Consider the following 25,830-nt stretch of genomic DNA (forward strand, 5'->3'; position numbering starts at 1 on the left):
CCCCTCCGCCGCCGCCGGAAGAGCCGCCGCCGCCCCCGCCCGAGCTGCTGCCGGGCGGCGTCGCGGATGACGCAATCTGACGGCTCAGGGTCTGGCCGAGCGAACGACTCATGCGCGAGAGATCTCCGGCGTTGCCGCGCCCTCGATACCAGTGTATGGCCCCTGCGGCGGCAGCCGCAGCCGCGGCGCCGACGGCCAGCGTGAACTTGCGGGTCCAGGCATCTTCGACATCCAGGGCCAGCGCATACGGCAAGAGCGCCTCGTAGCGTTCAGCATCCAGCATGGACGGCACATCGCTGCCCGGTCCGGGGAGCGCCTTCAACTCATCGCGCTCGGCGACACTCAGGTAGAGCTTCAAACCCTCGATCCGGTCGAGCAGCCGTCTCCCCTCGGTGGTCGGGGCCTTCAGCAGCCAAGCAAAGAGGCCATGGGCACCGACCGCGAGCCCGAACAAGACGAGCATGGCCGGTATCCCGTGTCCGCCCGCGACCATCCAGGCCAACACCCCGTAGAGCACGGAGAAGGCGATTCCTAAGCCGAGCTTGCCGCCGTTGACGAGAAAAAAGCGCGGGCTGTAGAGCTGCGCGAGGCTCTGCGTGTGTCCGCTCTGCGCCGGTCCGACCCGATCCGCCTGCTTGTTGGTCAGCACCAGCTGATCGCCCTTGGCGAAGAGCAGCCGGAGCAGGGTCGCTTGACTCGGCGTGAGTGCGGCCGGGTCGGCGCCGCGCAAACGCTCGAGACGCCACGCCTCGCGCCAACCGGCCTTTTCCTGATGGATCACCACATGGCCCTTCACGGCCATCTCGACCAGATCGGCGGCAAAGCAGCGGTGATCGTAGCCCATCCGACTCAGATAGCGCAGACCTGCGGGTGAATGTCCATCCGGGGGACGGTAGTGCGGAAAGATCGGGCCGGCCTGCGGATCGCGGCCGACGCGCCACCAGGTGGTCCCGTAATAGGCGAGCAGCAGATTCAGCCCGACCAGGGCGACCAGCACCCCGCGATTGTCGTACAGCAGCCAGCCGAGGCGCCGGGCATCCGTCGGCTCCGCGATCAGACCTTTCGGGAAGCCGGCAACGATGGTCAGACCCTCGGCAACACCCAGGGGTCGCGTCGTCGCAAAGCGGATCTCGTCGGGCGCGACGACCTCGGCGACCAGGTCTCGACCGACGGCGCCCTGAGGCCCGGTATAGCCCTCGGCCGTGAGGTCCGCGATCGGGACCTCGGCCGGAAGCCGCACCCTGGCGCTCGCCTCGAGGATCGGAAAGATCCAACCGGTGCCGGTGACATTCCAGTAGAGCTCGTCATGCCCCTCGAAGAAGCCGAGCTGACGGGTCGTGCGATAGCGAATGCGGTAGGTATAGGTCGCCGGGACCGCGAGAAAATCCTCGTTGCCGGTGTTGATCTCCACGCCGTTGGAGACGCGCTCGATGAAATGGGGCTCCGGCATGCCGTCGCGCTCCACGCCGAGCAGCTCGAAACCGACCCGGACCTGGTTGCCGAGCCGGTCGCGATAACGGGTCGGAAACTCGCGCACGATGCCGCGGCGGATCTCGCGGCCCTCGGCGCGAATCGCGATGGTCTCGGTCACCTCGAGACTGCCGTCGGGCTGAATCGAGAGATCGCTGTGGAAGGAGAGGATCTCCTCGGCGGCACCGGCCTGTGCGCTGACCCCGAGCAGGAGCAGGGGCAGGAGCATGAGGAGCCATCGCCTCCTCGGGGTAAAGCATCCCTGTATCCGGGGCAACGCGATGCACCCGGCAACCCGAACGGGAAGGCCCTCGATCATGTCTTGTCCTCAAGTCGCGGTGCCGCACGCTCGGACTCGCGGGCCAGATAGAATTCGGCCGATGCAAATCCGAACAGCCGGGCGATCAGCAGGTCCGGCACCTTTTGAATGCCGTCGTTCAGCTCGCGCACCGCGCCGTTGTAGAAACGGCGTGAGTATTGGAGATGCTCCTCGACATCGACGAGATCGCGCTGAAGGCGCAGGAAATTCTCGCTCGCCTTCAGATCCGGATAGGCCTCGTCGAGCAGAATCAGTCGACCGAGCGACTGCTCGAGTGCCGCCTCCAGGGTCGCCAGCTCGGCGGGACTTTCCGTCGCCACCGCACGGGTGCGCAGCGCCGCGACGGCCTCGAAGAGTGTCTGCTCATGCGCCGCATAGCCGCGTACCGCCTCGACCAACATGGGGATCAGGTCGTGACGCCGAGTGAGCTGAACGTCGATATCGCTCCAGGCCGCGCGGACGCGATTGCGCAGGCGCACCAAGCGATTGAAGACCCAGAGACCCCAGACGAGCGGGATCAGCAGGAGTGCCGTGAACCCGTAAACCATGTGCCGAGACTCCTCCCGAGAGCTGTCGACGATGTGCCGTCCCTAACAAGAATCAGGGTCGACCGGTCGCGCCCAGCTCGAACATCGGCTTGCTCTCCGGACCCACTTCGTGAAGTGCCGGATTGAGGCGCCGCAGATCGAGCGTCGGCTTGACCTTGAGCGACAACAACGACGGATCCAGGTATTTTTTCATCAGGCGCCGCCCCTTCCCTAAGTCGCGCGTCCCGCGCAGGGTCCGCACCTGATTCAAGGCCACCTGAGTCGGCTGAGTCCCGCCGTTGCGGCGGTAATAGGTAATCACCGCCTCGGTGTAGTTGAGCGTCTCGAGATAGGTCACCTGGCTGTTGGTGCGATCGACCACGCCTTCGCCGGCGTTGTAGGCCATGATGACCCGACCGTAGTCGTTGTTGTATTTGCGCAGGAGACGCTTGAGGTGACGCGTGCCGGTGTCGAGGTTGATCTTGGGATCGAAAAGATCGGCGAGAGAGGTGACCCCGTAGTCCGCCGCCGTCGGCGGCATCAACTGCATCAGCCCGACCGCGCCCGCGCGCGAGACGGCGTGGGCGTTGTAGTTCGACTCCGCCGCAACGACCGCGCGCACCAATTCCTCCTCCACACCATGTCGCCCGGCAACCGCCGGGATCATGGCGATGACCTCCGCACGGCTCGGACGCGGTCGATTCGGCGCGACCGGCAACGCCGGCTTGGCGGGAGCATCCTTCGCTGGCTTTAGGATGTCGGCCTCGATCTTGGCTGACTCCGTCCTGGCCTGCGGCGTCTCGGCTCCCTCCGTCGAGGTCAATTTACCGGCCAGGCTGGCCCAAGAGACGAGCGGCCAAAAGGCCAGCGCCAGAAACGCCAGGCGTCGGACCGGCTTTCGATCGGAACCGAAGGATGTCATGTCCCCTCCACCACTGAGGTTGGCAAGGCGGCGCCCGTCGAACCGGCATGAGCGACCCGGGACGCATGACCCGCAGGACGGAGCCGGTGTACCAGAAGGGGCTCCAGTAGATCCGCCACCTCCGCAATGCCGGTCGGCTCCACGGCAGGCGGTCGATCGGCGGTGCGCAACGCATGAATTGCCTCGGCGAGGTGTCCCGCCAGAAGATCCTCCCGCGTGATCTCGCGCGTCGGCATCCGCTCTGCCAGCCAGGGTATCAGGGCGGCTTCCTCCGGCCAATCGCCGCGCTTGACATAGAGCACGGGGATTCGGTTGACGGCGGCCTCGGCATAGCTGCCGTAGCCGGGCTTGCACAGCATGAGATCGCAGGAGGACATGACGTCGTCCGGCACCCGCAGTCCAACCGAAGAAATCCCGGTCGCATCGCGCCTCGGACCGCCGGGGAGATCTTGAGCCAGCCAATGGACCTGGTCCTGCTCGGGCCACATCGCGAGCGGATCGAACCCCTGGAATCCACCGAACTGCATCAGGGCGAAGGGGCGATCGGGGGGCACACCGCAGCGTGCGCGCAACGCATCCCGACGATCCGGATAACGGCTCGCGATGGGGCCGACATCGATCGCGTTCGGCAGCCAGGACATCGGCATCGAGGGGGCCGGTCGGATGAAGCGCTCGGCCGCGGCATAGACCGCCCGCATTCGCTCCATCACAGGTGCGGGGACCCGATCGGCCACCGGACTCTCGAGCAGGATGTCGTACCAGTTGAGCGAGCAGAGTGCTACCGCCGGGATACCCACCCGCCGCGCCGCATCCAGCGGCAGCCAGGGCACGTCGGCCAAGACCAGGTCAGGCGCCTCTCGGCGCAACAGTGAGGTCTCGTGCTCGAGTTGCCGTTCGTAGTCGGCCTCGAAATCCGCATATCGGATCAGGCTTTCCAACCAGCGGGTGCCGAGCGGACCGTCCATGAGCAGACCGATATCCGTCGCCTCCTGGATCTGCGTAAACCCGGGCGGCAGTCGGCTGCGCGCCAAGCTCGGATTAATGTCGCTCTGCAAGGTGATCCGCAGACCGGGCAAACGCCGCGCCAGCTCATGGACGACCGGCGCCGCCTGCGCCAAATGACCGTACCCGTGGGCGGTTACGGCAAGGAAGAGATGGGACATGAAAACGCCTCCGGTTCGCTTCGGGCTCGCGTCAGGACTCGCGGTGCTCGGACACCGCGGCGGGGCGGCCGAGCCGCTGCCCGAGTCGAACCTTGCTGCCCGGCACGAGCGACTCGTCCAACTGCACCCGACCCGGCTCGAAGAGCAGGATCACGGTCGAGCCCAGATTGAAGCGGCCCATCTCGGCGCCGCGCTCGAGCCGGACCGATCCGACGCCGGCACCCGAACCGGTGCCAGCATTCGAGGGCAGATCCCTGCCTCGTGCAGGCGTGACCTCGCCGGCCCAGACGGTCTCGATCCCGCCGACGAAGATGGCCCCGACCAGGACCATCGCCATGGCGCCGACATCGGTCTCGAATCGGCAGGCAACCCGCTCGTTGCGGGCGAACAGACGCGGCACCAGATCCGCGGTGACGTTGTTCACGCTGAACAGCCGTCCCGGGATGTGGTGCATCCAGGCGAGATCGCCGCCGAGCGGCATGTGGATCCGGTGGTAATCGCTCGGCGCGAGATAGATGGTCGCAAAGGTACCGCCGTCGAAGACCCGGGCGCGCTTGGGGTCTCCCCCGAGAAGCTCCTCGACGCTGTAATCCCGACCTTTCGCCTGGATCACACGGCACGCGGTGATCCGACCGCTCTGACTGATGGTGCCGTCGACGGGGCTCACGATCGCCAGCGGATCCGGATCGATCGGGCGTGCGTCCGGCATCAACGCGCGAGTAAAGAAGGCATTGAAATGCGCATAGGTCTTCGCATGCGGCTGAGCCGCCTCGGTCATATCGATCCGGTAGAGGCGCAGGAAGGTCGCGATCAACAGATCCTTGAGCGGACGCCACCGAACGCGCGCCAGCCGATACATGAGGGCCGACAACAGGTGCTGTGGAAGGACATGCTGAAGGGCGACGAAGAGCCGCGCCCCCAAGCCCAGGACTGTTTCCGTCATGGTGGTTCCGGCAACAAGGTGTCGGAGCCGGCATGGATGGCCTTCAGATCCACGGCCATTTGTGCGCCACCTTGGGTCTCGGGAAGGAAGGCGAGCAGGTATCCACCCGGCGCAACGACGAAGATCGCCGCCGTGTCCGACGCGCCGAGGCCGATGTCTGCGCGGAGACGTTCGATCTGCTCGGCCTCACCGCCCAATATTCTCAACGCGGGCATGAGACCGGAGAAATCCCGGTGAAGGTTCGAATCATCACCGGGGGTCACGAGCACGAGGCGGAGTTGTTTACGCAAGGCGCGCTCGTCGGCTACCCGGTTGTAGACATCGATCAGACGCTGGACGGCGAGTTGTCCCGATGCGCGCGACAGATCGCCGAAGGCGAGCAGGGTCCAGCCTTCCGATAGATCCTTGTGGCCGAACGGACGTCCGAGGGCCTCCCGAAGCTCGAAATCCGGCAGGCTCGCGGGCGGGCGGATCAGCAACCCGCCGATCACCGGAGGCGCATCGCTGCGGCGCTGGTACTGATTCCCCCACTGGTAGGCCAGGACGAACAGCGAGATGGCAGCGAGCATCAGGACCAGGCGGATCCAGATGGGGTGTCGGTTCCGCAGGAACATCTCAGGCAAACGCCTCGGGTGCAAACGCCGGATCCGCATCGGTCGACACGGGCTTCGCGTCTGGCGGGGGACTGCCTGGGTCGCATCGTGCGGACCGGCACAGCGGCGAGTGGACATCGCGGCGATGCGACCCCATTAGCTTCGTATTAGAGGCATTCGTGACCCCGATCACGCCTCTGATACGGTAGGGGTGTCCAAGCGCTGTAGGCTGGACAAGGCGCGCGCTCGGACGCTGGCGATTGGCGAAGACGTTGGTCGCGCCGCATCCACCAGACGCCACTCCGGTTCGGCCACCGGCGCTCCCTGCCAGCGGGGATGGTGGATGCGCTACGCTCATCCACCACGCACAATTGGTCGCGTAGGGTGGATAAGGCGCGCGCTCGGACGCTGGCGATTGGCGAAGACGTTGGTCGCGCCGCATCCACCAGACGCCACTCCGGTTCGGCCACCGGTGCTCCCCGCCACCGGGGATGGTGGATGCGCTACGCTCATCCACCACGCACAATTGGTCGCGTAGGGTGGATAAGGCGCGCGCTCGGACGCTGGCGATTGGCGCAGACGTTGGTCTCGCCGCATCCACCAGACGCCACTCCGGTTCGGCCTCCAGCGCCGGCGCCGGGCACGGTGGACTCCCGTCTCGCTCGTTGACCCTTCCGAATGGTCTCGAGCACAAACCATCAGGGCGGGGCGACACGGATAATGTCATGATTGGGGTGGGATCGAAACCAAGTGGCGATCGGGGTCGCGAAACTTCAAGATTCGGACCGGAGTGTGCGGTCAGTATAAGGGTCGCCTCGGCCGAGGCTCAAGCCAATGCGGCCCATGATCGATTCGATCTTCGAGCGGAACGTCGAAACCAAATCTCATGAGGTCACGATGGGTCATAAAATCGAGAAGACCGATCTCGAATGGCGCGAAACCCTGACGCCGGAGCAATTCCGTGTCTGCCGGGAAAAAGGCACCGAACCGGCCTTCACTGGACAATATCATGCATCCAAGGAGCCGGGCCTTTACCGCTGCATCTGCTGCGGCGAGCCTCTGTTCGACGCAAGCGCGAAATTCGATTCCGGCTCGGGCTGGCCGAGCTTTTGGCAGCCGTCCGCGCCGGATGCCGTCGCGACCGAGGACGACATGAGTTACGGAATGCGACGCACCGAGGTCATCTGCAACAGTTGCGGCGCCCATCTCGGGCATGTCTTTCCCGACGGGCCGAGACCGACAGGGCTCAGATACTGCATCAATTCGGTGTCCTTGGCGTTCGAGCCCGAAGCCTGATCGGGTCTTCGCCGCATCAGCGCGGACCGATGGCGTCGACGGCCGTGCCCCAAGCGAGCCGTCGTCTTCGACGATGGCGATTCCGACGATCTCACGGAGTCCCGCCGCAAAGGCCGGGGCGCCGAGGAGCAACGCTACAAGTGCACCCGCGAGGGCCGCACCCGAGAAGCGGTCGGTCCTCCGTCGTCTGCTCGGTAAGTAAGGCTCGGCGGGCCATCCGGTTAGCGGTCACTCGCCCGGTGGTCTTGCGCGGACCCGTTCGCAGGCGAGTCCCCGGAGGCTGCTTCCTTGGTGGATGCCTCGGGAACGGCCGGGTTGCCCGGATCCTCCGGAGTGAGCATGTCCGGAATGATTTCCCCTCCATTTGAGCCGGAGCCTGTTCCGAGCATGCCGGCCTTCGCACTTTTCCCGGGAAACTCGAATCGCATCTCCGGCCAGATCGCGAGCCCCTTCGCCGCCGACACCGTACCGCCGGTCGACTCGTTCATCGCGGTCCCACTCAATGCGGTACGCACGATCATGTCGCTCTGACCGGTGATCCCCGCAAGGCGTCCTGTTCCGCCCGTCAGCGTGAAGGTACCCGCGCAGGATCCTGGCTCGCCGTTGCAGTTAAATTCCGCATACACGTAATCGCCGGTCGGACTTTCGATGGTGCAGTAGCCCTGCCCATCGAGCTCATTGCTCAGAACATGGATGATTTGGGTCGATGGACAGGTAAAGAGCGCGGCATCCAGCAGCCCGTCCCCGTGCTCGATATACATGATGCCCTCGAACGTCCCGATGAACTGGAGTTTATCCACGGCGATCTGGAAGAGCTGACCGTTCGCCTCCCATGGCGCGAGGATCTTGGCTGTACCCTGATCGGCAACGGCGGCACGAACCAACGGCAGAGCCAGGAAGAGCAGGAGGGTCGACTGGATCAATTTGCGCATAAATGCCTCTGAGATGGGGGGTGCGAGCTCGTGCGAGTCGGTGCCGAGTCTAACAGCCCCCATCAAGGCGCGGGTCTGATAACATCGATCATCGAGGATTCAGGACGAGCGATGCGGAGAATCGAAGTGAGAATTGCGCGGGTACACGCTGTTCCAAAGGTAAGACCGTGATCCCCGGCGAGTATCCCGAGACCTTGCTGCTGGGCTGGCGCGAATGGGTTGCCCTGCCGGAGCTGGGGCTGAGCCTCGTCAAGGCCAAGGTTGACACTGGGGCGCGCACCTCCACCCTCCATGCCTTCTATGTCGACGGCTTCCATCGGGGTCGCGAGCGCTACGTGCGCTTCGGTGTTCATCCGCTGCAGAAGTGCACCGACGTGGTCATCCACTGCGAGGCGTCGGTCGTCGACCAACGGCGGGTCACCGACTCGGGCGGTCACCGCGAAGATCGCTACATCATCCGCAGCCGGCTCATGCTGGCCGGGCAGGATTGGCCGGTCGAGATGACCCTGACCAATCGCGAGACCATGCTGTTTCGGATGTTGCTCGGTCGCACCGCACTTGCCGGCCGTGCCCGGGTCGATCCGGCGCGCTCCTTTCTGACCGGGCGGGTGACACGGCCCCGGGAGCACTACGACTGAGGTCCTCAGGTCGGTATTCGCTGCGCCGGCGCCTCGCCCATCGCCTCCCAATCGAAACGGGGCAGGTGGTCGAAGACGCCGCGGATGCCCTCGTTCCAACTGTACGACAGCGACCGCAGAGCCGGCGAATCGGCGGTCAGCTTGAGTCGGTGGGTCAGGGTCAGACCGTCCTTGGCGTAGATGGCGACCTCGAACGGCGGCCCCACCGTCACGTTCGAGCGCGAGGTCGCGTCCAGGGAGACCACGCACAAACGCGCCCCATTCTCCAGCGACAGGTCCGGCTCGGCGATACGGTCGAGCGCCGGCTTGCCGTATTTTGTCTCGCCGATTTGCAGGTAGGGCGTCTGGGGCGAGGCGGCGAAATAGTTGCCCTGCGGATAGATCAGATAAAGACCGTGCGGCTGACCGGCGATCTGCCCCCCTAGAATGAGCGTGGTCTCCGCGCTCACGCCGCTTTGATGCAATGTCGGGGCATGATCGCGCTGCACCCCGACGCTGACCCGCCCGACATAGTCCGCCGCCTCGAAGAGATAACGTGCGCTCAGCAGATCGATCCGCGAGCGCTCAGGGTGCGGGTCCGTGATGGGTCCTGCGTCACGCGGCTGGTCGAGATCACGTCGGATGCGGTTCAGCACCTCCTGCGTGGTCGCCAGGTTGCCCGCGGACATGAGGATGAAGATCCGGTCCTGCGCAGGTTGGAAGACGTGCAGCTTGCTGAAGGTGGTGACATAGTCGACACCGGCATTGGTACGGGAGTCGGCGGCCATTACGAGGCCCTCGTCGAGGGCGAGTCCGAGGCAGTAGGTCATGATGATCGTGTCTGTGTGGTCGATATCGGGTGGTCAATGTCGGGTGGTCATGTCCGGGTGGTCGCGCGACCGCGATCGGTTGCGTGAGTCTTGGGCTTGCATGTGCGAGAGGATGCAGCGCACGGTCGAAGACCTGCATACGAGACAAGCGCCTCCGCAGCTCGTGAGCGGATAGACGTCGCCGCCCTTGTCCAGCATACTCCGAGCATGAGGTTTCGAGGTCGCTCCCCTATTGATCGGCGTCGCAAATCGTTCCGGCCGAGCCATCCCCGCCACCTGGTCTGCGAGTGAGTAGCATGAGTATCGATTGGAATGCCTACCCCTCCGAGGGTTTCTACGACGAGCTGGTCGCCGGCAACGGGCATCGGGCAATCGCCGGCCTGCTCGCCGATCTCGAGGCACTCGGCCCCGAGGAGCTGGTGGCCCGCCAGGAAGCCGCCGATGTCTCGATCAAGGAGATGGGGATCACCTTCACCGTCTATTCGGAGGAAGGCGGAGCCATCGACCGGACCTGGCCCTTCGACATCATCCCGCGGATCATTGCACAGTCCGAGTGGGAGCGTGTGGACGCGGGACTGCGCCAGCGCGTAAAGGCACTGAACCTCTTCATCGACGACATCTACCACGATCAAAAGGTCATCAAGGACGGCGTGTTTCCGGCCGAGGTCCTCGCCAAATCGGTGAACTTCCGCCCCCAGTGCGTCGGTGTCGACCCGCCCTTGGGGATCTGGGCGCATATCTGCGGCTCGGATCTGGTGCGCGACGCGGACGGGACCCTCTACGTCCTCGAAGACAACCTGCGTGTCCCCTCGGGTGTCTCCTACATGCTGGAGAATCGTCTGGTCACCAAACGCGTGCTGCCCGAGCTGTTCGAGCACTACGCACCGCTGCCGGTCGATGACTATCCGTCGGAGCTCTTCGACACCCTGGCGGCACTCTCGCCGCGCCCCGCGGACTATCCCGCAGTGGTCGTGCTGACCCCCGGCATCTACAACTCGGCCTATTTCGAGCACTCCTATCTGGCACAACAGATGGGTTGCGAGCTGGTGGAAGGGCGCGATCTCTTCGTCGACAAGGACGACTGCGTCTACATGCGCACTGTCGACGGGCTCGCCCGCGTCGACGTCGTTTATCGCCGCATCGACGACCTCTTCCTCGATCCCGAAGCCTTCCTGCCGGACTCCGCGCTCGGCGTGCCCGGACTCATGCGCGCATGGAAGGCCGGCAACGTCGCCCTGGCCAATGCGCCCGGCGCCGGGGTTGCGGACGACAAGGTCGTCTATGCCTTCGTGCCCGAGCTGATCCGCTATTATCTCGACGCCGATCCGATCATCCCGAACGTCCCGACCTACCGCTGCATGGAGGCGGACGCACTGGCCTATACGCTGGAAAACATGGAACGGATGGTGGTGAAACCCGCCAACGAGTCCGGCGGCTACGGGATGCTGGTGGGTCCCGCATCGACCAAGGCCGAGCGCGAGCACTTCGCCGAGCTGATCAAGAAGGATCCCCGCAACTACATCGCCCAGCCGGCGCTGAAGCTCTCGACCGTGCCAACGATTATCGGCAAGAAGCTCGAGCCGCGTCATGTGGATCTGCGCCCCTTCATCCTCTCGGCGGACCGCCAGCAGGTCACCATGGGCGGGCTGACACGGGTAGCGATGCGCAAAGGGTCTTTGGTCGTGAACTCATCCCAGGGCGGCGGCAGCAAAGACACCTGGATCGTGCCCGAGCCGCCGCAAGCCGACGAATGAGCGGCCGAGCCTTCGGCAGGGACCGAAGCGAATCCAATCGAGCATAGGGGTCGGAACACATGCTCTCGCGTGTTGCAGAAAACATCTACTGGATGGCCCGCTATGTCGAGCGGGCCGAGAACACCGCCCGTATCGTGACGGTCAACGCCAACCTCCTGCTCGACCTGCCCAAGGGCATCGCACCGGGCTGGCGGCCCTTGGTCGACATCACGGGTGCGAACCCGCTCTTCGAAGAGCACTACAAGGACTACAGCGAGCGCAACGTCGTGCGGTTTCTGCTCGCCGACGAGCGTAATTCGGGGTCGATCCTGGCGGCTCTGGTGGCGGCACGCGAGAACTGTCGCACCATACGCGACTTCGTCCCGCGCGAGGTCTGGGAGCTGCTGAACGAGATCTATCTCTTCGCCCGCGAGGATCTTCCCAAAGGGATGACGAAAGGCGGTCGACACGCCTATCTGAAGCGGGTTATCCAAGGCGCCCAAAACATCAACGGGCTGCTCTCGGGCACCATGCTGCACGATCAGGGTTACGATTTCTTACACTTGGGGCGCTTCCTGGAACGCGCGGACATGACCACCCGCATCATCGACGTGCGCTCGGCTAATCTGCTGCCCGAGGAGGCGACCGAGCTGCGACCCTTCGAAACCATACAATGGGTCAGCGTGCTGAAATCCATGACGGCCTACCAGGCCTATCGGCGCAGCGAGCAGATTCGCGTCCTGCGTGGACCTGTGTTGCGCTTTCTCTTTCAAAACGAGGTGTTTCCGCGCTCGGTCGTGCATAGCATCGAAGCGCTGCGGACCAGTCTTTCGAAGCTGCCGCGCAACGAATCGGCCTTGCGCGTGGCGGGACGGCTCAAGCGTAATCTCGAAGGGACCGAGCCGCGTCGACTCAATCAGCAACAACTGCATGCCTTTATCGACGACCTTCAGGTCGGGATCGGCGATCTGCACGAGGAGCTCGCACGGACCTGGTTCCCGCCGCCTCCGGAGACCCAGACCCAATCGCAAACGCAGGACTGAAGCTGAATCGCGTCCGCAGCGAGATGCGCGGTCGGTGTATCGGTTCGGTGTTGGATCAAAATACGGGGCTTGGTGCGACGCGATTCAGAAAGCGGGAAACCGGATGCCAACGTAAACCGATCGGCGGCAAGGTAGTGGTGCGGCTCCATCGGTTCGGATCGCGACCCTCATCGGGAGTCGATTGGACGCCTCGGGGAAAACCCTGGACCATGCAAGCTCCTTCTCGCCGAACCGGGAGCCAACGGTGACCCTAGACCCTCTGTCGATCGTGGATGCCTATCTCGCCGCCCAATTGGCGCGGGACTACGAGACGATGCGCGGCCTTCTCGCCGACACCGGGTTTTGCTATCGCAGTCCGATTGCGAGCTTCGATCGAGCGGATGACTTCATCCAGTACGCCACCCTGTCGAGCGGCATCATCCTCGACAGAGCGATCCGCAAGGTCTTTGTGGACGGGAACGACGTTTGCCATTTCATGACCTATCGGATCCAGATCTCCGAGAAGCTCGCCGTCGAGGCCGCGCAATGGTCACGCGTGCACGAGGGCCGGATCCAACGGATCGAGGCGATCTTCGACGCATCGACCTATCGCGAGCTCTTCCCGAGCAACGAGCCCGCACCCTGAGCCATCCTCAGGTCGCGACGGACAACCACCGCGCCAAGGTCTCGCGCAACTCGGCGAGCTTCACCGGCTTGGCGAGATAGTCGTCCATCCCCGCCTCCAGACAGGCATCCCGATCCCTTGCCATCGCGTTGGCGGTCATGGCGATGATCGTGGTGTGCGGACGAGCTTCCCGACATTCCCGCTCCCGCCAGTGGCGCGTCGCCTCGAGACCATCGAGCACCGGCATCTGCATGTCCATCAGCACGACGTCGAAGCGCCCGCTCGCGAGTCGCTCGATCGCCTCGGCGCCGTTCTGAACCAGGTCCGGCTCGATGCCCAACCGCATGAGCATCCCGCGCGCCACCTGTTGATTGACCGGATTGTCTTCGGCCAGCAACACGCGCCCCTTGAATGGCCGCTCAAGCAGCGGTGCCTCGCCTTGGGCCGAGATCGGCCTGCCGGTGACGAGGATCTGCGCGAGTGCATCGCGAAGCAAACCCTGCCGCACCGGCTTGCTCAGAATGAGATCCACCGGATCCGCAGCCTCTGCGAAGGGCTCCGGAGGCCCGCCCGAGGTCAGCAGGATCAGTCGGACGGCAGCAAGGGCGGGAATCGCACGAATCGCACGCGCGAGCGCGAGGCCATCCATCTCGGGCATCTGCAGATCAAGCACGGCGGCCTCGAAGGGGCGACCCTCGGCTTGTGCACGGGCGAGCCGATCGAGCGCCGTCGGCCCGTCGGGTACGGCCTCGTAGACCACACCCCAGCCGCTCAGATAGAGACCGAGGATCTCCAGATTGGTCGCGTTGTCGTCGACGCAGAGGATCCGCCGACCCTCGAGCCGCGCACCCTCGGTCGACTCGGCGGGATCGGGTTGATGCCCGAACGGCAGTTGGATGCGGAATCGTGAGCCCCGGCGGAAGGTGCTTTCAACCTGGATGTCGCCGCCCATCAGCTCGACCAGATCCTTGCTGATGGCAAGACCGAGACCGGAGCCACCGAAACGCCGTGTCGTGGAGCCGTCCGCCTGGACAAAGGGCTTGAAGAGACGCTCGAGCTGCTCGGGCGTCATGCCGATCCCGGTGTCCGAGATCTCGAAGCAGAATCGGCTCCACTCGCCCTCCTGCGCATAGCCATCGACCCGCAGCTGAACCTCGCCGGAATGCGAGAACTTCACCGCATTGCCCAAGACGTTGGTCAGGATCTGCCTCAGACGGTGAGGATCGCCCAGCACGCGGGCGGGCAACCCCGGCGGCACGAAGCAGACCAGCTCAATCTGTTTGCTGCGCGCGCTCGCCGTGAAGAGACCGGCGACATCCTCGACCAGACGACGCAGATCGAAGGGGATGCGCTCGAGATCGAGTCGTCCGGACTCGATCTTGGAGAAGTCCAGGATGTCGTTGATGACGTTGAGCAAACTCTCGGCGGAGGTGTACGCCACATCGACCAGCCCCTTCTGCTCCGCACTCAGGCGCTCTTGCGAGAGCATCTCCAGCAGGCCGAGCACACCGTTCATGGGCGTGCGGATCTCGTGGCTCATGTTGGCGACGAACTGACCCTTGGCGACGCTCGCCGATTCGGCCTGCTCCTTGGCGATCACCAGGGCCGCCTCGGTCGCGCGCCGCTCCTCGATCTCGCGCTCCAGATCCCGGTTCAATGCGGCGATCCGCTCCTTCTCCTGCGTCAAACTGGCGATCAGATCGAGATTGACGTGTCCCAGCTCAAGCGAATGGCGCAGGGTGCGATGGTAACGACGCGCATTCAGCCACATGAAAACAGTGAAGAGCATGATCAGCGCGAGAAAGGTAAAGGCCAGCTCGTCGCCGATGACGATCATCCGCAGCGCAAAGGGCACCAGCGCACCGAGCATGTAGAAGAGATAGGCGAACAGGTAGGCACTCAAGCTCGGGATCGCTCCGGCGACCATCCCGGAGATGACGAAGCCGAGAAAGACCTGATAGGTCAACACATCGCTGGGGAGCAGGAAGACCGAGAGGCCCCAGGCAAGGCCCGTCGCGGCGGCACCCAGCGCGAATCGACGGGTCCAATCGGCGGACGAGCGGGCCTCGCCCGCGCGTCGATAGCGCATCATCAGGAGCCCGCGGGCGATCAGGATCACCAGGATCGCGGCAAACCAGATCCAGGCCCCGACCGGGTCGGAAACCAGGCTCATCGCGGCCGCTACCAGCAGGGCGTTCGCAGCGGTGATCACGAGGCTGGCGGGAAGCTGCTCGAACAGCAGACGCGTGAGATCCGCCTCGATCAGTGCGTCCGTCGCGGGGTTATGCGGCAGACCGTTGCCACGGTGCGGCATCATCGATCAGCCCTGCCCGGAATCCACGAACGGAGCCGCAGGCGCGGACGTGTCGAGCGCACGGGCGAGGTCACGCAGCGTCATGCCGCCGAGCGCCGTGTCGATCGCCTGATCGATGCCCGTCTCGATCCGAGCGATCTCTCCGTCCGGGAGGGTACCTCGACAGCCGCTTTCGCGTTCTTCGAAGCAGCGCACGGCATCGAGCATCGCCTTGACCGAGATACCGTCGGTCGCACGCGCCGGGACGAAGGTTGGTGACTCCCCGGCGGTGCGAATCAGAAATCCCGATTCCTCGAGCACACCCAACATCCGTTCGGCATTGGTCTTGGGAACCTCGAGGTTCCGCGCAAGCTCCTCGCTGCTCCAGGGCGGCTCGCCCGACTCGTAGCGGCAGGCTACTTGCCCTGCAAGGATCAAGGCGAGACGCTCGCGCTGTCGATTGCTCAATTGCAGGTCGCGCGAGCGGATCCTCAGATACTCGGGGTGCTGGTGGTAGAAGGCGATGCTGGCGCCGATCAGCAGGATCAACCAGGCGATGTAGATCCAGATCATGAAGAGGATCAGGATCGCCAGGCTCGAATAGACGGCCATCAGGCGCGTCGAGCTAGCCATGAAGTAGGAGAACATCCCGCCGAGAACCTCCCACAGCAGCCCGGCGATGAGTGCCCCGACAACCGCGGAGAGGATGTGAACCCGCGTGTTGGGAACGAAGACGTAGAAGAAGGCGAAGGTGAGCGAAATCATCATGAAGGGCCCGAGCTGCCCCAACGCATGCCAAACATGTCCGAACGGCTTTGCCTCGATGATCGCTTGCACGAAGGGGTTCCCGCCGAGCGAGGCCGAGAGCCCGACAGCCGAGAAAAAGAGCACGGGGCCCACGAGGATAACGCTCAAATACTTGCTGAAACGCTGCGAGAAGGAGCGTTGCGTCGTCACACGCCAAGTGAAGTTGAAGACCTGCTCGATCTTCTGGACCAGGGAGATGACGGTGTAGATCAGCAGCGCGAGCCCGACCGAGCCGAGGACCCCCACCCGCATGTTGTCGACGAAGCCGATGATTTGGGTGGTGATCTCCACGCCGCCTTCGCCGAGCGGAGCGAGCGCCTTCAGGAGCAGAGGCTCCAATTGATTGTGGACGCCGAACCCCTTCAACACCGAGAAGGTCACCGCCAGCAGGGGCACCAGCGCCAAGATGGTCGTATAGACCAGACTCATGGCCTGAAGAGACAGATAGCCTTGCGTCAGGTCGCGCACGAGCGCGTAAATCAAGCGACCGAGCCAGATCGGCAGGGCTTGCCAGGGCGGCATCTCGTCGAGCCGACGACTCCAGAGCAGCGCGTCGATGCGCTCGGACACGGGCATGGCGTGGTTCATCTGCACTCTCTCGCGGAGGAGTCGGACGGCACTTCCGGCCGCCTGCCGTTGCGTCATTATATCGGGTTGGAGCGCCTTGTCGCCTCGGTACACCCTCGCAGCTGCGCCGACTTGAAGCCTGCTCGCGCCTTCTCCACCTCAGTGTATTGGAGGGCGTGACGATCCCCGGCCCTGCCCAAGCGTCGTCATCGATCCCCTTCGCGGGTCCTCGACAATTCTTCACCTAATCGACGAGCAATCCCATGCGTTCTTCCTGCAACTTCGTCGGAGCCCTAGCCATCCTGTCTTCGTCCGCCGCCTTTACGGCGGACGAGCCGCAAACCCTGATGCCGATGTCCGACGACACCCAGGCACCCGAGTTCGACCTCCAAGGGCCGGCCGGGGAGCCCCAACGGCTCGTCGATCATCGCGGCAAGCCGGTCATCCTCAACTTCTGGGCGACCTGGTGCCCACCCTGTCGCGCCGAGATGCCCTCGATGCAGCGCGCCCACGAAACCGTCGCCGTGGAGGGCATCTCGGTGATCGCCGTCAACGTCGGCGAAGACGCCGAGACCATTGCGCATTTCCTGAGCGAGACCGATGTCGCCTTCCCGATCCCGATGGATATTGATTCCGAGGTCGTTCAAAGCTACCCCGTCAAGGGTCTGCCCACCACCTTCGTCATCGATCCCCAAGGGCGCCTTGTCTACAGCGCCGCCGGCGAGCGCGAATGGGACGATCCCGCACTGCTCGATCAGGTGCGGGCACTCAAAGGACGGCCTTGAGCCGCGCGCGCTGCGCATCGCATGCGGTCCGCCGGCCCGTCGACGCGACCCGGAGGCGACCCTTTCGCCCACTGCGAATAAGCGCCGCCCGTCGCGACCGGTCCGGATGTGTTGACGCAGGCTCGCCCCGCCCGCACACCCTAATTGACGGGGAGCCGTCCGGGATCCTTGTGTCGGTGGCCGTAAGTCTTACTGTATAGCGTGACGAAGACTGGAGAAACGGGATTGGATGGCGCGAGGAGTAAGGGGCCGCTTCGGCCTGCACGGAGCGTATCGCCGCCGACATGACTCATCACATCAATGTCTTTCGGAGGATTGAGTGGAGACCCTTCGCTACAACTATGCTCAGCGACTACTGCACTGGTTGATTGCCCTGCTGGTTTTGGGTTTGCTTGCTGTCGGGGCCTTGTTGGGTAACCTCGGGTTCGACAAGCTGAAGGATCTGGTCGGCTTGGAGATGACCAATCAGCTCTACGGTTACCACAAGACGTTCGGGATCCTGCTGCTGGCCTTGATGATTTTGCGTGTTGCACTGAAGCGGCTTTTCCGGTCGCCGGCCTATCAACCCCCGTTGACCGGCCTCAATCGCGCGGCGAGTCTGACCGTCCACACCCTTTTCTATGTCGCGTTGATCCTGATGCCGATTTTGGGGTGGTTGGGCACTGCGGCCGGCGGTTTCCCCGTGCAGTTTTTCGACGTGACGCTCCCCGGCCTGATCGCCGAGAACAAGGAGCTGAGCAAGACGCTGTTCCAACTACACGGGATTGTCGGTTGGGTAATTCTGGGATTGATCCTGATTCACGTCTCCGCAGCGATCTATCATTGGCGCATCAAACGTGACGGTGTGATGAAGCGTATGAGTCTATTCTGATGCTCCGCCCGGAGCGCGATGTCGATGCATTTGGAGATCGACCGACGATCGGGTCGGCTCCTCGTGTCTGCATCCGATCGCGGATTTGCTCGGGCTCGCCGGGGATCAGGTATCTCGGGTTCTTGTCGCTCAGGATCTTTTCGCGCTATATTCCCCGGCTTCGCCTTTGAGCAGAGGCGGTTTCCCGTGTAGAGGAACCGCCTTTTTTGTTTTTTGGAGATGCAGCGGGGTCTGCCGTAATGACCGAACCCTTGATGGCCACCTATAAGCGTTTGCCGGTCGCCTTTGAGCGCGGCGAGGGTGTTTGGCTTTGGGATACGGACGGCCGACGGTACCTCGACGCGCTTTCGGGCATCGCGGTGTGCGGGCTCGGGCATGCGCACCCGGCGGTTCGTGACGCGCTTTGCGAGCAAGCGGGCCTGTTGGTGCATACGTCCAATCTGTACCGGATCACCGAGCAGGAGCGCCTCGGCGCCATGCTGACCAAGATGTCCGGCATGGATCGGGTCTTCTTCGGCAACTCCGGTGCGGAGGCGAACGAGGCCGCGATCAAGATCGCGCGTCTCCATGCCCACAGACGCGGGATCGAGAATCCTGCGATCCTGGTGGCCGAGAACAGCTTCCACGGCCGCACGCTCGCCACCCTCTCGGCGACCGGCAACCGCAAGGTTCAAGCCGGCTTCGAGCCGCTCGTGCAGGGCTTCGTGCGGGTTCCTTACGACGACGTCGAGGCGATCGAGACCGCGGCGGCCAATCGCCCGAACATCGTCGCGATTCTGTTCGAGCCCATCCAAGGCGAGGGCGGGATTCGCATCCCGGCGGCGGATTACGGGCAGCGTCTGCGCGCGCTTTGCGATCGGTACGGCTGGCTCTTGATCTGCGACGAGATCCAGACCGGGATGGGACGCACCGGGCGGTGGTTCGGCCATGAGCACGGCGGGACCCTCCCGGACGTGGTCACCTTGGCCAAGGGTCTCGCCAACGGCGTACCGATCGGCGCTTGTCTTGCACGCGGGGCCGCGGCCGAAGTCTTCGGGCCGGGCTCGCATGGCTCGACGTTCGGCGGTAACCCACTGGTCTGCCGGGCAGCGCGCGCCGTGCTCGAGACAATGGTTGCGGAAGGGCTGATCGCGAACGCCGCCGAGCAAGGCGCTTACTTGCTGGACGGTTTCCGCACGGGCCTGGGCGACGTGCCGGGCGTGGTCGAGGTGCGCGGGCGGGGTCTGATGCTGGGGATCGAGCTGGATCGCCCCTGTGCCGATCTGGTGGGGCAGGCACTTGAGGCCGGCCTGTTGATCAACGTCACGGCGGACCGCGTCATCCGGCTCCTGCCGCCCCTGATTCTGGCCCGTTCCGAGGCCGACCAACTTCTTGAAGGGCTGACTGCCCTGATCAAGCGCTGGCTGAGCGATGCCTGAGCAACGCTCCGCGGGAGAGACGATGTCCATGGATGCCGATCAGACACACCAGACGCACTGCCGACACTTTCTGTCCCTGCTCGATCTGAGTGCCGAAGAGGCCCGCGGGCTGATCGCGCGGGGGACCGAGCTCAAGCGGATGTTGAAGGCCGGCGAAGACTATCGGCCGTTTCCGAACCGCACCTTGGCGATGATCTTCGAGAAATCCTCGACGCGCACCCGTGTGTCCTTCGAGGTCGGCATGGTACAGCTCGGCGGTCACGCCTTGTTCCTGTCCCCTCGCGACACTCAGCTCGGTCGCGGCGAGCCGATCGAGGACAGCGCACGGGTGCTCTCACGCATGGTCGACGCCGTGATGATCCGGACCTTCGATCACGACAACGTCGAGCGTTTCGCCGCGCATTCGCGCGTACCCGTTATCAACGGCCTGACCGACCGTCTGCATCCCTGTCAGCTGCTGGCCGACATGCAGACCTATCACGAGCATCGCGGCGATATCCGCGGTCGACGCGTGACCTGGATCGGCGACGGCAACAACATGTGCCACTCCTTTATGGAGGCCGCGCAGGTGTTCGATTTCGAGCTGAAGGTCGCCTGTCCGGAAGGGTTCGAGCCGGATGCCGATCTGCTCGCCGCGGTCCAAGGGCGTTGCAGCATCCTGCGAGATCCCCGAGAGGCCGCAGAGGGGGCCGATCTAGTCGTCACCGACGTCTGGGCCAGCATGGGTCAAGAGGAAGAGCAGGCGAAACGCGAGGCCCTGTTCGCGCCCTTCCAGGTGGACGACGTCGTCATGTCGCGGGCCGCGCCGGACGCACTATTCATGCATTGTCTGCCGGCACATCGGGGCGAAGAGGTGTCGGCCTCCGTCATCGACGGTCCGCGCTCGGTTGTTTGGGACGAGGCCGAGAATCGGCTCCACGCCCAAAAGGCGCTGCTTGAGTTTCTCCTTCTGCGGCAGGCGTGACAGGCCGACAGCACAGGTGTAGCTTTCCGATTTCACTGACCGGAGTCACCATCGACCGCCTCGGTCACACGACTGCTCACGTCAACCCTGCGCTTGGCCGAGGATGTCCCGTGAGACGATTCGTACTCCTCTTCGTGTGTCTTCTGAGCATCCAGTCCGTGCCGATTCCTTCGGCGCTCGCCGCGACGCGCTATGTGACGGATTCGCTCGAGGTGACATTGCGCACGGGCGAGAGCAACCGCTACCGCATCATCCGCATGCTGCCGAGCGGCACGCCGCTCGAGGTCATCAGCGTCGACCAGGCGACCGAATATGCGCGCGTGCGCACCGAAGACGGGACGGTCGGCTACGTGCTCGAACGCGAGCTTCAAGACGAGCCGGCGGCCCGCACCCGGGTCGTCGAGCTCGAGAAACGCTTAGCCGAGCTTCAAGGCGATCCGGACAGCGTGTCGGCGAGGCTCGCCGCTGTGCAGGCCGCATACGACCGCCTCGATACCGACTTCCAAGCCCTCCAACGCGAAAAGGTCCGCCTGGAACAGGAGCTGGCCACCATTCGCCACGCCTCGACCAATATCCTCGACATCACCAGCGACCGCGAGCGTCTGCGCATCCAGGTCAGCGAGCTCACGCGTGAACGCGCCGAGCTCGAGCAAGCCAACCGCGACCTCGGCAACCGAACCAACCAGCGCTGGTTCATGATCGGCGCCGGCGTGATCCTTGTCGGTGTCTTGATCGGCCTCTTTTTGCCGCATCTGAGCTTTCGACGGCGGCGCGGGTCTTGGGGATCGCTTTGACGTCGCGTCACCCCAAGTCCGAGTCCGAGGCGAATCGGCGTCGGTCACCTGTCCCCGCCCCCGCGACCGCCCTGTGCCCGGCACTCCTCGCTCGAGGACCTGTCGATTGCTTGTTCGGAATCTCTGATTTGCGGCGAGTACGGCCCTTTCCGGACGGCTCTGCCGACACCGTTCGCTTCGGCGGGATTCCGTCGATGTTGGCTTGCCGGCCGATGCCGTGCTTCAATCGCGTCAGACCGACCTGATGAGTCCAGATCTTTCAACCGGCTTGCGTTGTTCTCGCAGCTCTCGATCGCCGTCGTTCACCGCGATCGGCCGCGCGCCAGGCGCTTTGCCCTTGCGCTCTTCACGATTGCGGCATGCACCAGCCTCTAGCTTGTGGCGCAGCATGCGACTCCCTGCAGCGGTGCGATCCGTGTTTCGGAGGAGGAGATCACGGGGGCTGTTTTAGGCGAGGGTCGACGCGCTCGGGGCCATCCTCCCGCGAGCACGCCGGGAGTGGTCCGGGACGGCGGACTCGAGGATCCCTTCGCAAAACTGAGTAATCGCGAAAAACCGCGTCATGAGATCATAGCGCCGGTGTAGTTGCGACAACATCCGAGGCATCGAGGTTGCGCGACGCTGCTTCGACCGGCAACCCGATGAGGTCGCGAACGATTCTTGCGGCGGCTGCCCCAGTCGTCCTGTTCCCGAGGTATCCTAATGTTAAGAAAGTGGTCTGAGATTTACAGAATCGGCATCGACGAAATCGATCGGCAACATAAAGGATTTTTCGAAGCATCGCACCGGTTGTACGAGGCCATCCTGAACCGCGAGGAAAGGGATGGCCTGATCGAGGCGATGGCCTTCATGCGCAGCTACGCCGAGACCCACTTCAGCACCGAAGAAGCTTTCATGCAAAAGCATGATTATCCGGATCTGGCCGATCATCTCAGGCAGCATGCCGCCTTTATGCGGAATCTGGATGGCCTGGATAACGATCTACGCAACTTCGGCCCCACCCAGGAATTGGCGGATCGGGCCTTGGACATGACCCAGGATTGGCTGATCGACCACATTGCCGACGAAGACATTCTCTATGCCCTGCATGTGAAGGCTGGCGAGCTCGGCGACCAACCCGTCGGACGTCGGGAACAATCGACGATCGGGCCTCGTCCGTAGCTGGCTGGTAATCTTCGACCGGCGTGCCGAACAACCGCCCATTGCCGAAGGCGCTGCCCGCGCGGAGCAGATGCGCCCCGCCGGTCGAAGGATCCATGTGGTGCGTTTTCGGAGCGGGGAGGCCGTTGGATAGGCAGCGCCTGATCTCGCTTGGGTGCCCCAGTCGCGGTCGCCGCGAATGCACACCGGCCAGTGCGCCAGCGGCAGGCGCGCGAGCACCTCCCACAGGCCCGGCAGGGCGGCGTTGATGGTGTCGCCGCGCAGGGCACTGATGTGGGCGTAGCGCTGATGCCCGGACAGCACCGCCAGGATGGCGGTGCCGAGCACGTCGCGCGTGCTCGGGGCGTTCGGGCTGGTCAGCCGCAGCGGGCAGCTCTCGACCCAGGCATCGAAGCGCCCGCCCATCCGGTTCGGCCAGCTTGCCTCCCGCCACCGGATTCGACAGCATCCACTCAAGCTCGACGTTGGCGTACCCGATCGCCGCAGAGAGTAGAGCCAAGTCCCGATTGATCGTCGTGCCGCTGACTGCCTGCTCCCGTCTGCGCTCTACCTACCCAGACGTTGGGGGTCGATGCCGGGTTGACGCGACCTGGTGGATGCATCCAAGAACATCACATACCGCGCTTGGCGCGGGTTAAATTTTTTTATTCTATTTTTTCGAATCTAGTGGCGGAGAGGGAGTCCGCATATTTCCCGTCTCAAAACGCCTTCCTTCATCCGGATAAGAATATTAAAAACAGTTAGATAATTCCTTTCATGTCCATACTCGTCCCTGAGCGTATGCTACAATCTCCGTCGCGATTGGGGGCAAAGTTGGGGGCAGACAGAGACGCATGGCTAGCCGTACGCAAGCAGGAAAAGTCGTCATCACGACCGCTCGGCAGGCAGAGACCGTCCCTCCGGGGAAATATACGACGAATGTGCGACGGCTTTTTCTGCGCGTTCGAGGCGGGTCGCGTGGCTGGTTCTTGAGGTATCAATTCGACGGCACCAGCAAGGAATTGAGCCTCGGAGCGCTACCCGTGACGTCGTTCAAACAAGCCACGTCGAAGGCCAACGAGGCTGCGGTTCTCTTGGCGGAGCACCTCGACCCGGCGAAGGCGTGGGCTCCTGCACCCGAGGTTTACGTCGAACCCGAGCCGTTGATTCCGACGTTCACACAAGCGGCAGCGGCCTTCATCAGGCTGAACCGGCATGGCTGGAGCAATCGCAAACACGCAAGACAGTGGACGACCACACTCAAGACCTATGCTCGCCCGACGCTCGGCAACAAGCCCGTGGACAAGGTCACGACCGACCACATTCTCTCGGTGCTCAAGCCAATCTGGATCACGAAGACCGAGACCGCCAAACGCGTCCAAGGGCGCATCGAGAACATCCTCGACTTTGCCGCTGCCCGGCAGTGGCGGGATACGGCGAATCCGGCCCGTTGGCGAGGTCATCTGGACAAGTTGTTGCCGAAACCGACCAAGGTTAAGACGGTCCGGCAGCAGCCCGCCCTTCCCTATCAAGACGTCGCTGCGTTTTTGGTGCAATTGCGCGGATTGACCAGCATCTCCGCCCGCGCGCTCGAGTTCCTGATTTTGACCGCATGCCGCACCGGGGAAGTCTTGGGTGCACAATGGACCGAGATCGACCTCGCGGCCCGCGTGTGGACGATACCGGCCGTGCGCATGAAAGCAAATCGCGAGCATCGCGTCCCGTTGAGCGACGCCGCGATGGCCGTCATCGAGACCCTTCCGCGCATCGTCAATCACCCTTACGTGTTCCCGGGCGCAAAGCACGGTCGACCGCTCTCCAATATGGCCCTGCTGCAGGTCATGCGCGGCATGGGGTTCGGCGTCGGCGGCACGCGGGGCGACGCGGTCCCGCACGGATTCCGCTCGTCGTTCCGAGATTGGGCCGGTGAAGTGAGCAGCTTCCCGAACCATGTCTGCGAGATGGCCCTGGCACATGTTATCGGCAACAAGGCCGAAAAAGCCTATCGACGCGGCGATCTGTTCGACAAGCGCCGCGCCATGATGCTGCAATGGGCGGACTGGTGTGCCGCAAGCGGCGTCACCGATGCCGAGTCGGAGGCATGCGCGGTTGGCGGACCAGAACGGCCTCGCAATCCCGTCGCCGACGCGCCTTCCGATCCGGTGCAGCGACACCGGGATCGCCAATGACAGAATGAAACCATGACCGAAATCCCCGTTCAGCCGACACCCGCCGACGACCTCGACACCCCGTGGAAGGACGCCGTTGAGCATCACTTCCCGGAGTTTCTCGCGTTCTATTTTCCGGCGGCCCACGCGGGAATCGACTGGACCCGAGGCCATCGGTTTCTCGACCAGGAACTGGCGCAAGTCTTGAAGGATGCCGCGCTCGGCAAACGCGTCCTGGACAAGCTGGTTGCCGTCCATCGGCTCGACGGGAGCGAGGACTGGGTCTACGTCCATATCGAGATCCAGGGCGGGCACGACACGCCTTTGCCAAGCGCATGTTCACCTACAACTACCGCCTGTTCGATCGCTATGATCGCCCGATCGCCAGTCTCGCGGTCCTTGCCGACGACAGTGCCTCCTGGCGTCCGGGCAACTTCGGCTACTCGTTGTTCGGCTGCCGGCACTGGATGGAGTATCCGTTGGTCAAACTGATCGACTTTGCCGATCGGCTCGAGGCGCTGTTGGAGGATGCCAACCCGTTCGCGATCGTCACCGCCGCGCATTTGCTGACCCGCCAAACCCGCGGCGACGCCGCGCAACGCTATGCGGCAAAATGGCGGCTTGCGCGACTCCTCTACGAACGCAATTGGGACCGCCAACGCATCATCGATCTGTTCGCCGTCATCGACTGGATGATGACCCTACCCGTCGAGTTGGAAGTGAAGCTGTGGCAGGCCCTGACGAACCTGGAGAGAAACAAGACCATGCCCTACGTAACATCCGTCGAACGCCTCGGCTACACGCGCGGTCATTCGGAAGGCCGTGAAGAGGGCCGTGAAGAAGGCCGGCGCACCGAGGCGGAGAGCTTGGTGCGCAAGCTCTTGCAACGCCGCCTCGGAGTCTTGCCCGGACAGATCGACGCGCGTGTCGGCGCGCTGTCGCTGGAACGAATGGAGGCGCTCGGCGAGGCGCTCTTGGACTTCGCGTCCGTGGATGACCTTGACGCCTGGCTCCGACAGCACTGATCCGGT

The 25,830-nt window shown here is 63.9% G+C and carries 23 protein-coding genes; 13 read left to right on the plus strand and 10 right to left on the minus strand.

What is annotated here, in order from left to right:
- The 6 genes from AADX97_RS00005 to AADX97_RS00030 all read right to left on the minus strand — a co-directional run.
- On the minus strand, positions 1-1,699 hold a 1,699-nt coding region (locus AADX97_RS00005), incomplete at its 3' end, for a DUF2207 domain-containing protein (protein ID WP_374239264.1).
- A gap of 86 nt (positions 1,700-1,785) precedes the next feature.
- Positions 1,786-2,337, minus strand: a complete 552-nt coding sequence (locus AADX97_RS00010) for a LemA family protein (RefSeq protein ID WP_374232970.1) — start codon at positions 2,335-2,337, stop codon at positions 1,786-1,788.
- A 52-nt stretch (positions 2,338-2,389) separates the two neighbouring features.
- The gene (locus AADX97_RS00015) at positions 2,390-3,238 is read right to left on the minus strand and encodes a lytic transglycosylase domain-containing protein (RefSeq protein WP_374232968.1); all 849 of its coding nucleotides are present in this window, start codon (positions 3,236-3,238) and stop codon (positions 2,390-2,392) included.
- Positions 3,235-4,401, minus strand: coding sequence for a hypothetical protein (locus AADX97_RS00020; RefSeq protein WP_374232966.1), 1,167 nt, complete (start codon positions 4,399-4,401; stop codon positions 3,235-3,237). The genes AADX97_RS00015 and AADX97_RS00020 overlap by 4 nt, the downstream gene beginning before the upstream one ends.
- 31 nt (positions 4,402-4,432) lie before the next feature.
- The gene (gene asd, locus AADX97_RS00025; RefSeq protein ID WP_374232964.1) at positions 4,433-5,344 is read right to left on the minus strand and encodes an archaetidylserine decarboxylase; all 912 of its coding nucleotides are present in this window, start codon (positions 5,342-5,344) and stop codon (positions 4,433-4,435) included.
- Positions 5,341-5,958 (minus strand): hypothetical protein, encoded by a 618-nt coding sequence (locus tag AADX97_RS00030; RefSeq protein WP_374232963.1) that lies wholly within the window; start codon positions 5,956-5,958, stop codon positions 5,341-5,343. The genes asd and AADX97_RS00030 overlap by 4 nt, the downstream gene beginning before the upstream one ends.
- 876 nt (positions 5,959-6,834) lie before the next feature.
- Between AADX97_RS00030 and msrB the strand changes: the two genes are divergently transcribed.
- On the plus strand, positions 6,835-7,233 hold the full coding sequence (msrB, locus tag AADX97_RS00035) for a peptide-methionine (R)-S-oxide reductase MsrB (protein ID WP_374232962.1): 399 nt from the start codon (positions 6,835-6,837) through the stop codon (positions 7,231-7,233).
- 221 nt (positions 7,234-7,454) lie between these two features.
- On the opposite strand, the gene AADX97_RS00040 is transcribed toward msrB, so the two are convergent.
- Positions 7,455-8,165: a hypothetical protein gene (locus AADX97_RS00040; RefSeq protein WP_374232961.1), complete on the minus strand. Its 711-nt coding sequence runs from the start codon at positions 8,163-8,165 to the stop codon at positions 7,455-7,457.
- A 167-nt stretch (positions 8,166-8,332) separates the two neighbouring features.
- Between AADX97_RS00040 and AADX97_RS00045 the strand changes: the two genes are divergently transcribed.
- Positions 8,333-8,803 (plus strand): ATP-dependent zinc protease, encoded by a 471-nt coding sequence (locus tag AADX97_RS00045; protein WP_374232959.1) that lies wholly within the window; start codon positions 8,333-8,335, stop codon positions 8,801-8,803.
- Positions 8,804-8,808: 5 nt separating this feature from the next.
- Here the strand turns inward: AADX97_RS00045 and AADX97_RS00050 are convergent, their stop codons facing one another.
- Positions 8,809-9,612: a 20S proteasome subunit A/B gene (locus tag AADX97_RS00050; RefSeq protein ID WP_374232957.1), complete on the minus strand. Its 804-nt coding sequence runs from the start codon at positions 9,610-9,612 to the stop codon at positions 8,809-8,811.
- A 296-nt stretch (positions 9,613-9,908) separates the two neighbouring features.
- On the opposite strand from AADX97_RS00050, the gene AADX97_RS00055 reads away from it, so the two are divergent.
- The 3 genes from AADX97_RS00055 (at position 9,909) to AADX97_RS00065 (ending at position 13,013) form a co-directional block, all read left to right on the plus strand.
- Entirely contained in the window at positions 9,909-11,366 is a 1,458-nt protein-coding gene (locus AADX97_RS00055) for a circularly permuted type 2 ATP-grasp protein (RefSeq protein WP_374232955.1), read from the plus strand.
- Between the two features lie 59 nt (positions 11,367-11,425).
- Complete coding sequence (locus AADX97_RS00060) at positions 11,426-12,388, plus strand: alpha-E domain-containing protein (RefSeq protein ID WP_374232953.1); 963 nt, start codon at positions 11,426-11,428, stop codon at positions 12,386-12,388.
- A 244-nt stretch (positions 12,389-12,632) separates the two neighbouring features.
- Complete coding sequence (locus AADX97_RS00065) at positions 12,633-13,013, plus strand: hypothetical protein (protein WP_374232952.1); 381 nt, start codon at positions 12,633-12,635, stop codon at positions 13,011-13,013.
- Positions 13,014-13,020: 7 nt separating this feature from the next.
- Here the strand turns inward: AADX97_RS00065 and AADX97_RS00070 are convergent, their stop codons facing one another.
- A complete protein-coding gene (locus AADX97_RS00070) occupies positions 13,021-15,309 on the minus strand; it encodes a response regulator (protein WP_374232951.1) in 2,289 nt (762 codons plus the stop codon).
- Positions 15,310-15,312: 3 nt separating this feature from the next.
- Entirely contained in the window at positions 15,313-16,680 is a 1,368-nt protein-coding gene (locus tag AADX97_RS00075; RefSeq protein ID WP_374232948.1) for a YhjD/YihY/BrkB family envelope integrity protein, read from the minus strand.
- Between the two features lie 242 nt (positions 16,681-16,922).
- On the opposite strand from AADX97_RS00075, the gene AADX97_RS00080 reads away from it, so the two are divergent.
- The 8 genes from AADX97_RS00080 to AADX97_RS00115 all read left to right on the plus strand — a co-directional run bounded on the left by AADX97_RS00080 (position 16,923) and on the right by AADX97_RS00115 (position 25,824).
- Positions 16,923-17,444, plus strand: coding sequence for a TlpA family protein disulfide reductase (locus tag AADX97_RS00080; RefSeq protein WP_374232946.1), 522 nt, complete (start codon positions 16,923-16,925; stop codon positions 17,442-17,444).
- Positions 17,445-17,763: 319 nt separating this feature from the next.
- On the plus strand, positions 17,764-18,315 hold the full coding sequence (locus tag AADX97_RS00085; protein WP_374232944.1) for a cytochrome b: 552 nt from the start codon (positions 17,764-17,766) through the stop codon (positions 18,313-18,315).
- Positions 18,316-18,554: 239 nt separating this feature from the next.
- Complete coding sequence (locus AADX97_RS00090) at positions 18,555-19,733, plus strand: aspartate aminotransferase family protein (RefSeq protein ID WP_374232943.1); 1,179 nt, start codon at positions 18,555-18,557, stop codon at positions 19,731-19,733.
- A gap of 28 nt (positions 19,734-19,761) precedes the next feature.
- The gene (gene argF, locus AADX97_RS00095; RefSeq protein WP_374233061.1) at positions 19,762-20,697 is read left to right on the plus strand and encodes an ornithine carbamoyltransferase; all 936 of its coding nucleotides are present in this window, start codon (positions 19,762-19,764) and stop codon (positions 20,695-20,697) included.
- 110 nt (positions 20,698-20,807) lie between these two features.
- A complete protein-coding gene (locus tag AADX97_RS00100; protein ID WP_374232942.1) occupies positions 20,808-21,491 on the plus strand; it encodes a TIGR04211 family SH3 domain-containing protein in 684 nt (227 codons plus the stop codon).
- A 702-nt stretch (positions 21,492-22,193) separates the two neighbouring features.
- Positions 22,194-22,652: a bacteriohemerythrin gene (locus tag AADX97_RS00105; RefSeq protein WP_374232941.1), complete on the plus strand. Its 459-nt coding sequence runs from the start codon at positions 22,194-22,196 to the stop codon at positions 22,650-22,652.
- 833 nt (positions 22,653-23,485) lie between these two features.
- On the plus strand, positions 23,486-24,820 hold the full coding sequence (locus AADX97_RS00110; protein ID WP_374232940.1) for a tyrosine-type recombinase/integrase: 1,335 nt from the start codon (positions 23,486-23,488) through the stop codon (positions 24,818-24,820).
- A 314-nt stretch (positions 24,821-25,134) separates the two neighbouring features.
- Positions 25,135-25,824: a DUF4351 domain-containing protein gene (locus AADX97_RS00115; protein WP_374232939.1), complete on the plus strand. Its 690-nt coding sequence runs from the start codon at positions 25,135-25,137 to the stop codon at positions 25,822-25,824.
- Positions 25,825-25,830 lie beyond the last annotated feature (6 nt).

The organism is Thiocapsa sp. C2-2m (assembly GCF_041903745.1).
Taxonomy (GTDB): Bacteria; Pseudomonadota; Gammaproteobacteria; order Chromatiales; family Chromatiaceae; genus Thiocapsa; species Thiocapsa roseilacustris.

Bases quoted from the DNA above. Each gene is read 5' to 3' on its own strand.
- AADX97_RS00010 (WP_374232970.1), bottom strand. From the start codon at position 2,337: ATGGTTTACGGGTTCACGGCACTCCTGCTGATCCCGCTCGTCTGGGGT.
- AADX97_RS00015 (WP_374232968.1), bottom strand. From the start codon at position 3,238: ATGACATCCTTCGGTTCCGATCGAAAGCCGGTCCGACGCCTGGCGTTT.
- AADX97_RS00020 (WP_374232966.1), bottom strand. From the start codon at position 4,401: ATGTCCCATCTCTTCCTTGCCGTAACCGCCCACGGGTACGGTCATTTG.
- asd (WP_374232964.1), bottom strand. From the start codon at position 5,344: ATGACGGAAACAGTCCTGGGCTTGGGGGCGCGGCTCTTCGTCGCCCTT.
- AADX97_RS00030 (WP_374232963.1), bottom strand. From the start codon at position 5,958: ATGTTCCTGCGGAACCGACACCCCATCTGGATCCGCCTGGTCCTGATG.
- msrB (WP_374232962.1), top strand. From the start codon at position 6,835: ATGGGTCATAAAATCGAGAAGACCGATCTCGAATGGCGCGAAACCCTG.
- AADX97_RS00040 (WP_374232961.1), bottom strand. From the start codon at position 8,165: ATGCGCAAATTGATCCAGTCGACCCTCCTGCTCTTCCTGGCTCTGCCG.
- AADX97_RS00050 (WP_374232957.1), bottom strand. From the start codon at position 9,612: ATGACCTACTGCCTCGGACTCGCCCTCGACGAGGGCCTCGTAATGGCC.
- AADX97_RS00055 (WP_374232955.1), top strand. From the start codon at position 9,909: ATGAGTATCGATTGGAATGCCTACCCCTCCGAGGGTTTCTACGACGAG.
- AADX97_RS00060 (WP_374232953.1), top strand. From the start codon at position 11,426: ATGCTCTCGCGTGTTGCAGAAAACATCTACTGGATGGCCCGCTATGTC.
- AADX97_RS00070 (WP_374232951.1), bottom strand. From the start codon at position 15,309: ATGATGCCGCACCGTGGCAACGGTCTGCCGCATAACCCCGCGACGGAC.
- AADX97_RS00075 (WP_374232948.1), bottom strand. From the start codon at position 16,680: ATGAACCACGCCATGCCCGTGTCCGAGCGCATCGACGCGCTGCTCTGG.
- AADX97_RS00080 (WP_374232946.1), top strand. From the start codon at position 16,923: ATGCGTTCTTCCTGCAACTTCGTCGGAGCCCTAGCCATCCTGTCTTCG.
- AADX97_RS00090 (WP_374232943.1), top strand. From the start codon at position 18,555: ATGACCGAACCCTTGATGGCCACCTATAAGCGTTTGCCGGTCGCCTTT.
- argF (WP_374233061.1), top strand. From the start codon at position 19,762: ATGGATGCCGATCAGACACACCAGACGCACTGCCGACACTTTCTGTCC.
- AADX97_RS00105 (WP_374232941.1), top strand. From the start codon at position 22,194: ATGTTAAGAAAGTGGTCTGAGATTTACAGAATCGGCATCGACGAAATC.
- AADX97_RS00110 (WP_374232940.1), top strand. From the start codon at position 23,486: ATGGCTAGCCGTACGCAAGCAGGAAAAGTCGTCATCACGACCGCTCGG.
- AADX97_RS00115 (WP_374232939.1), top strand. From the start codon at position 25,135: ATGTTCACCTACAACTACCGCCTGTTCGATCGCTATGATCGCCCGATC.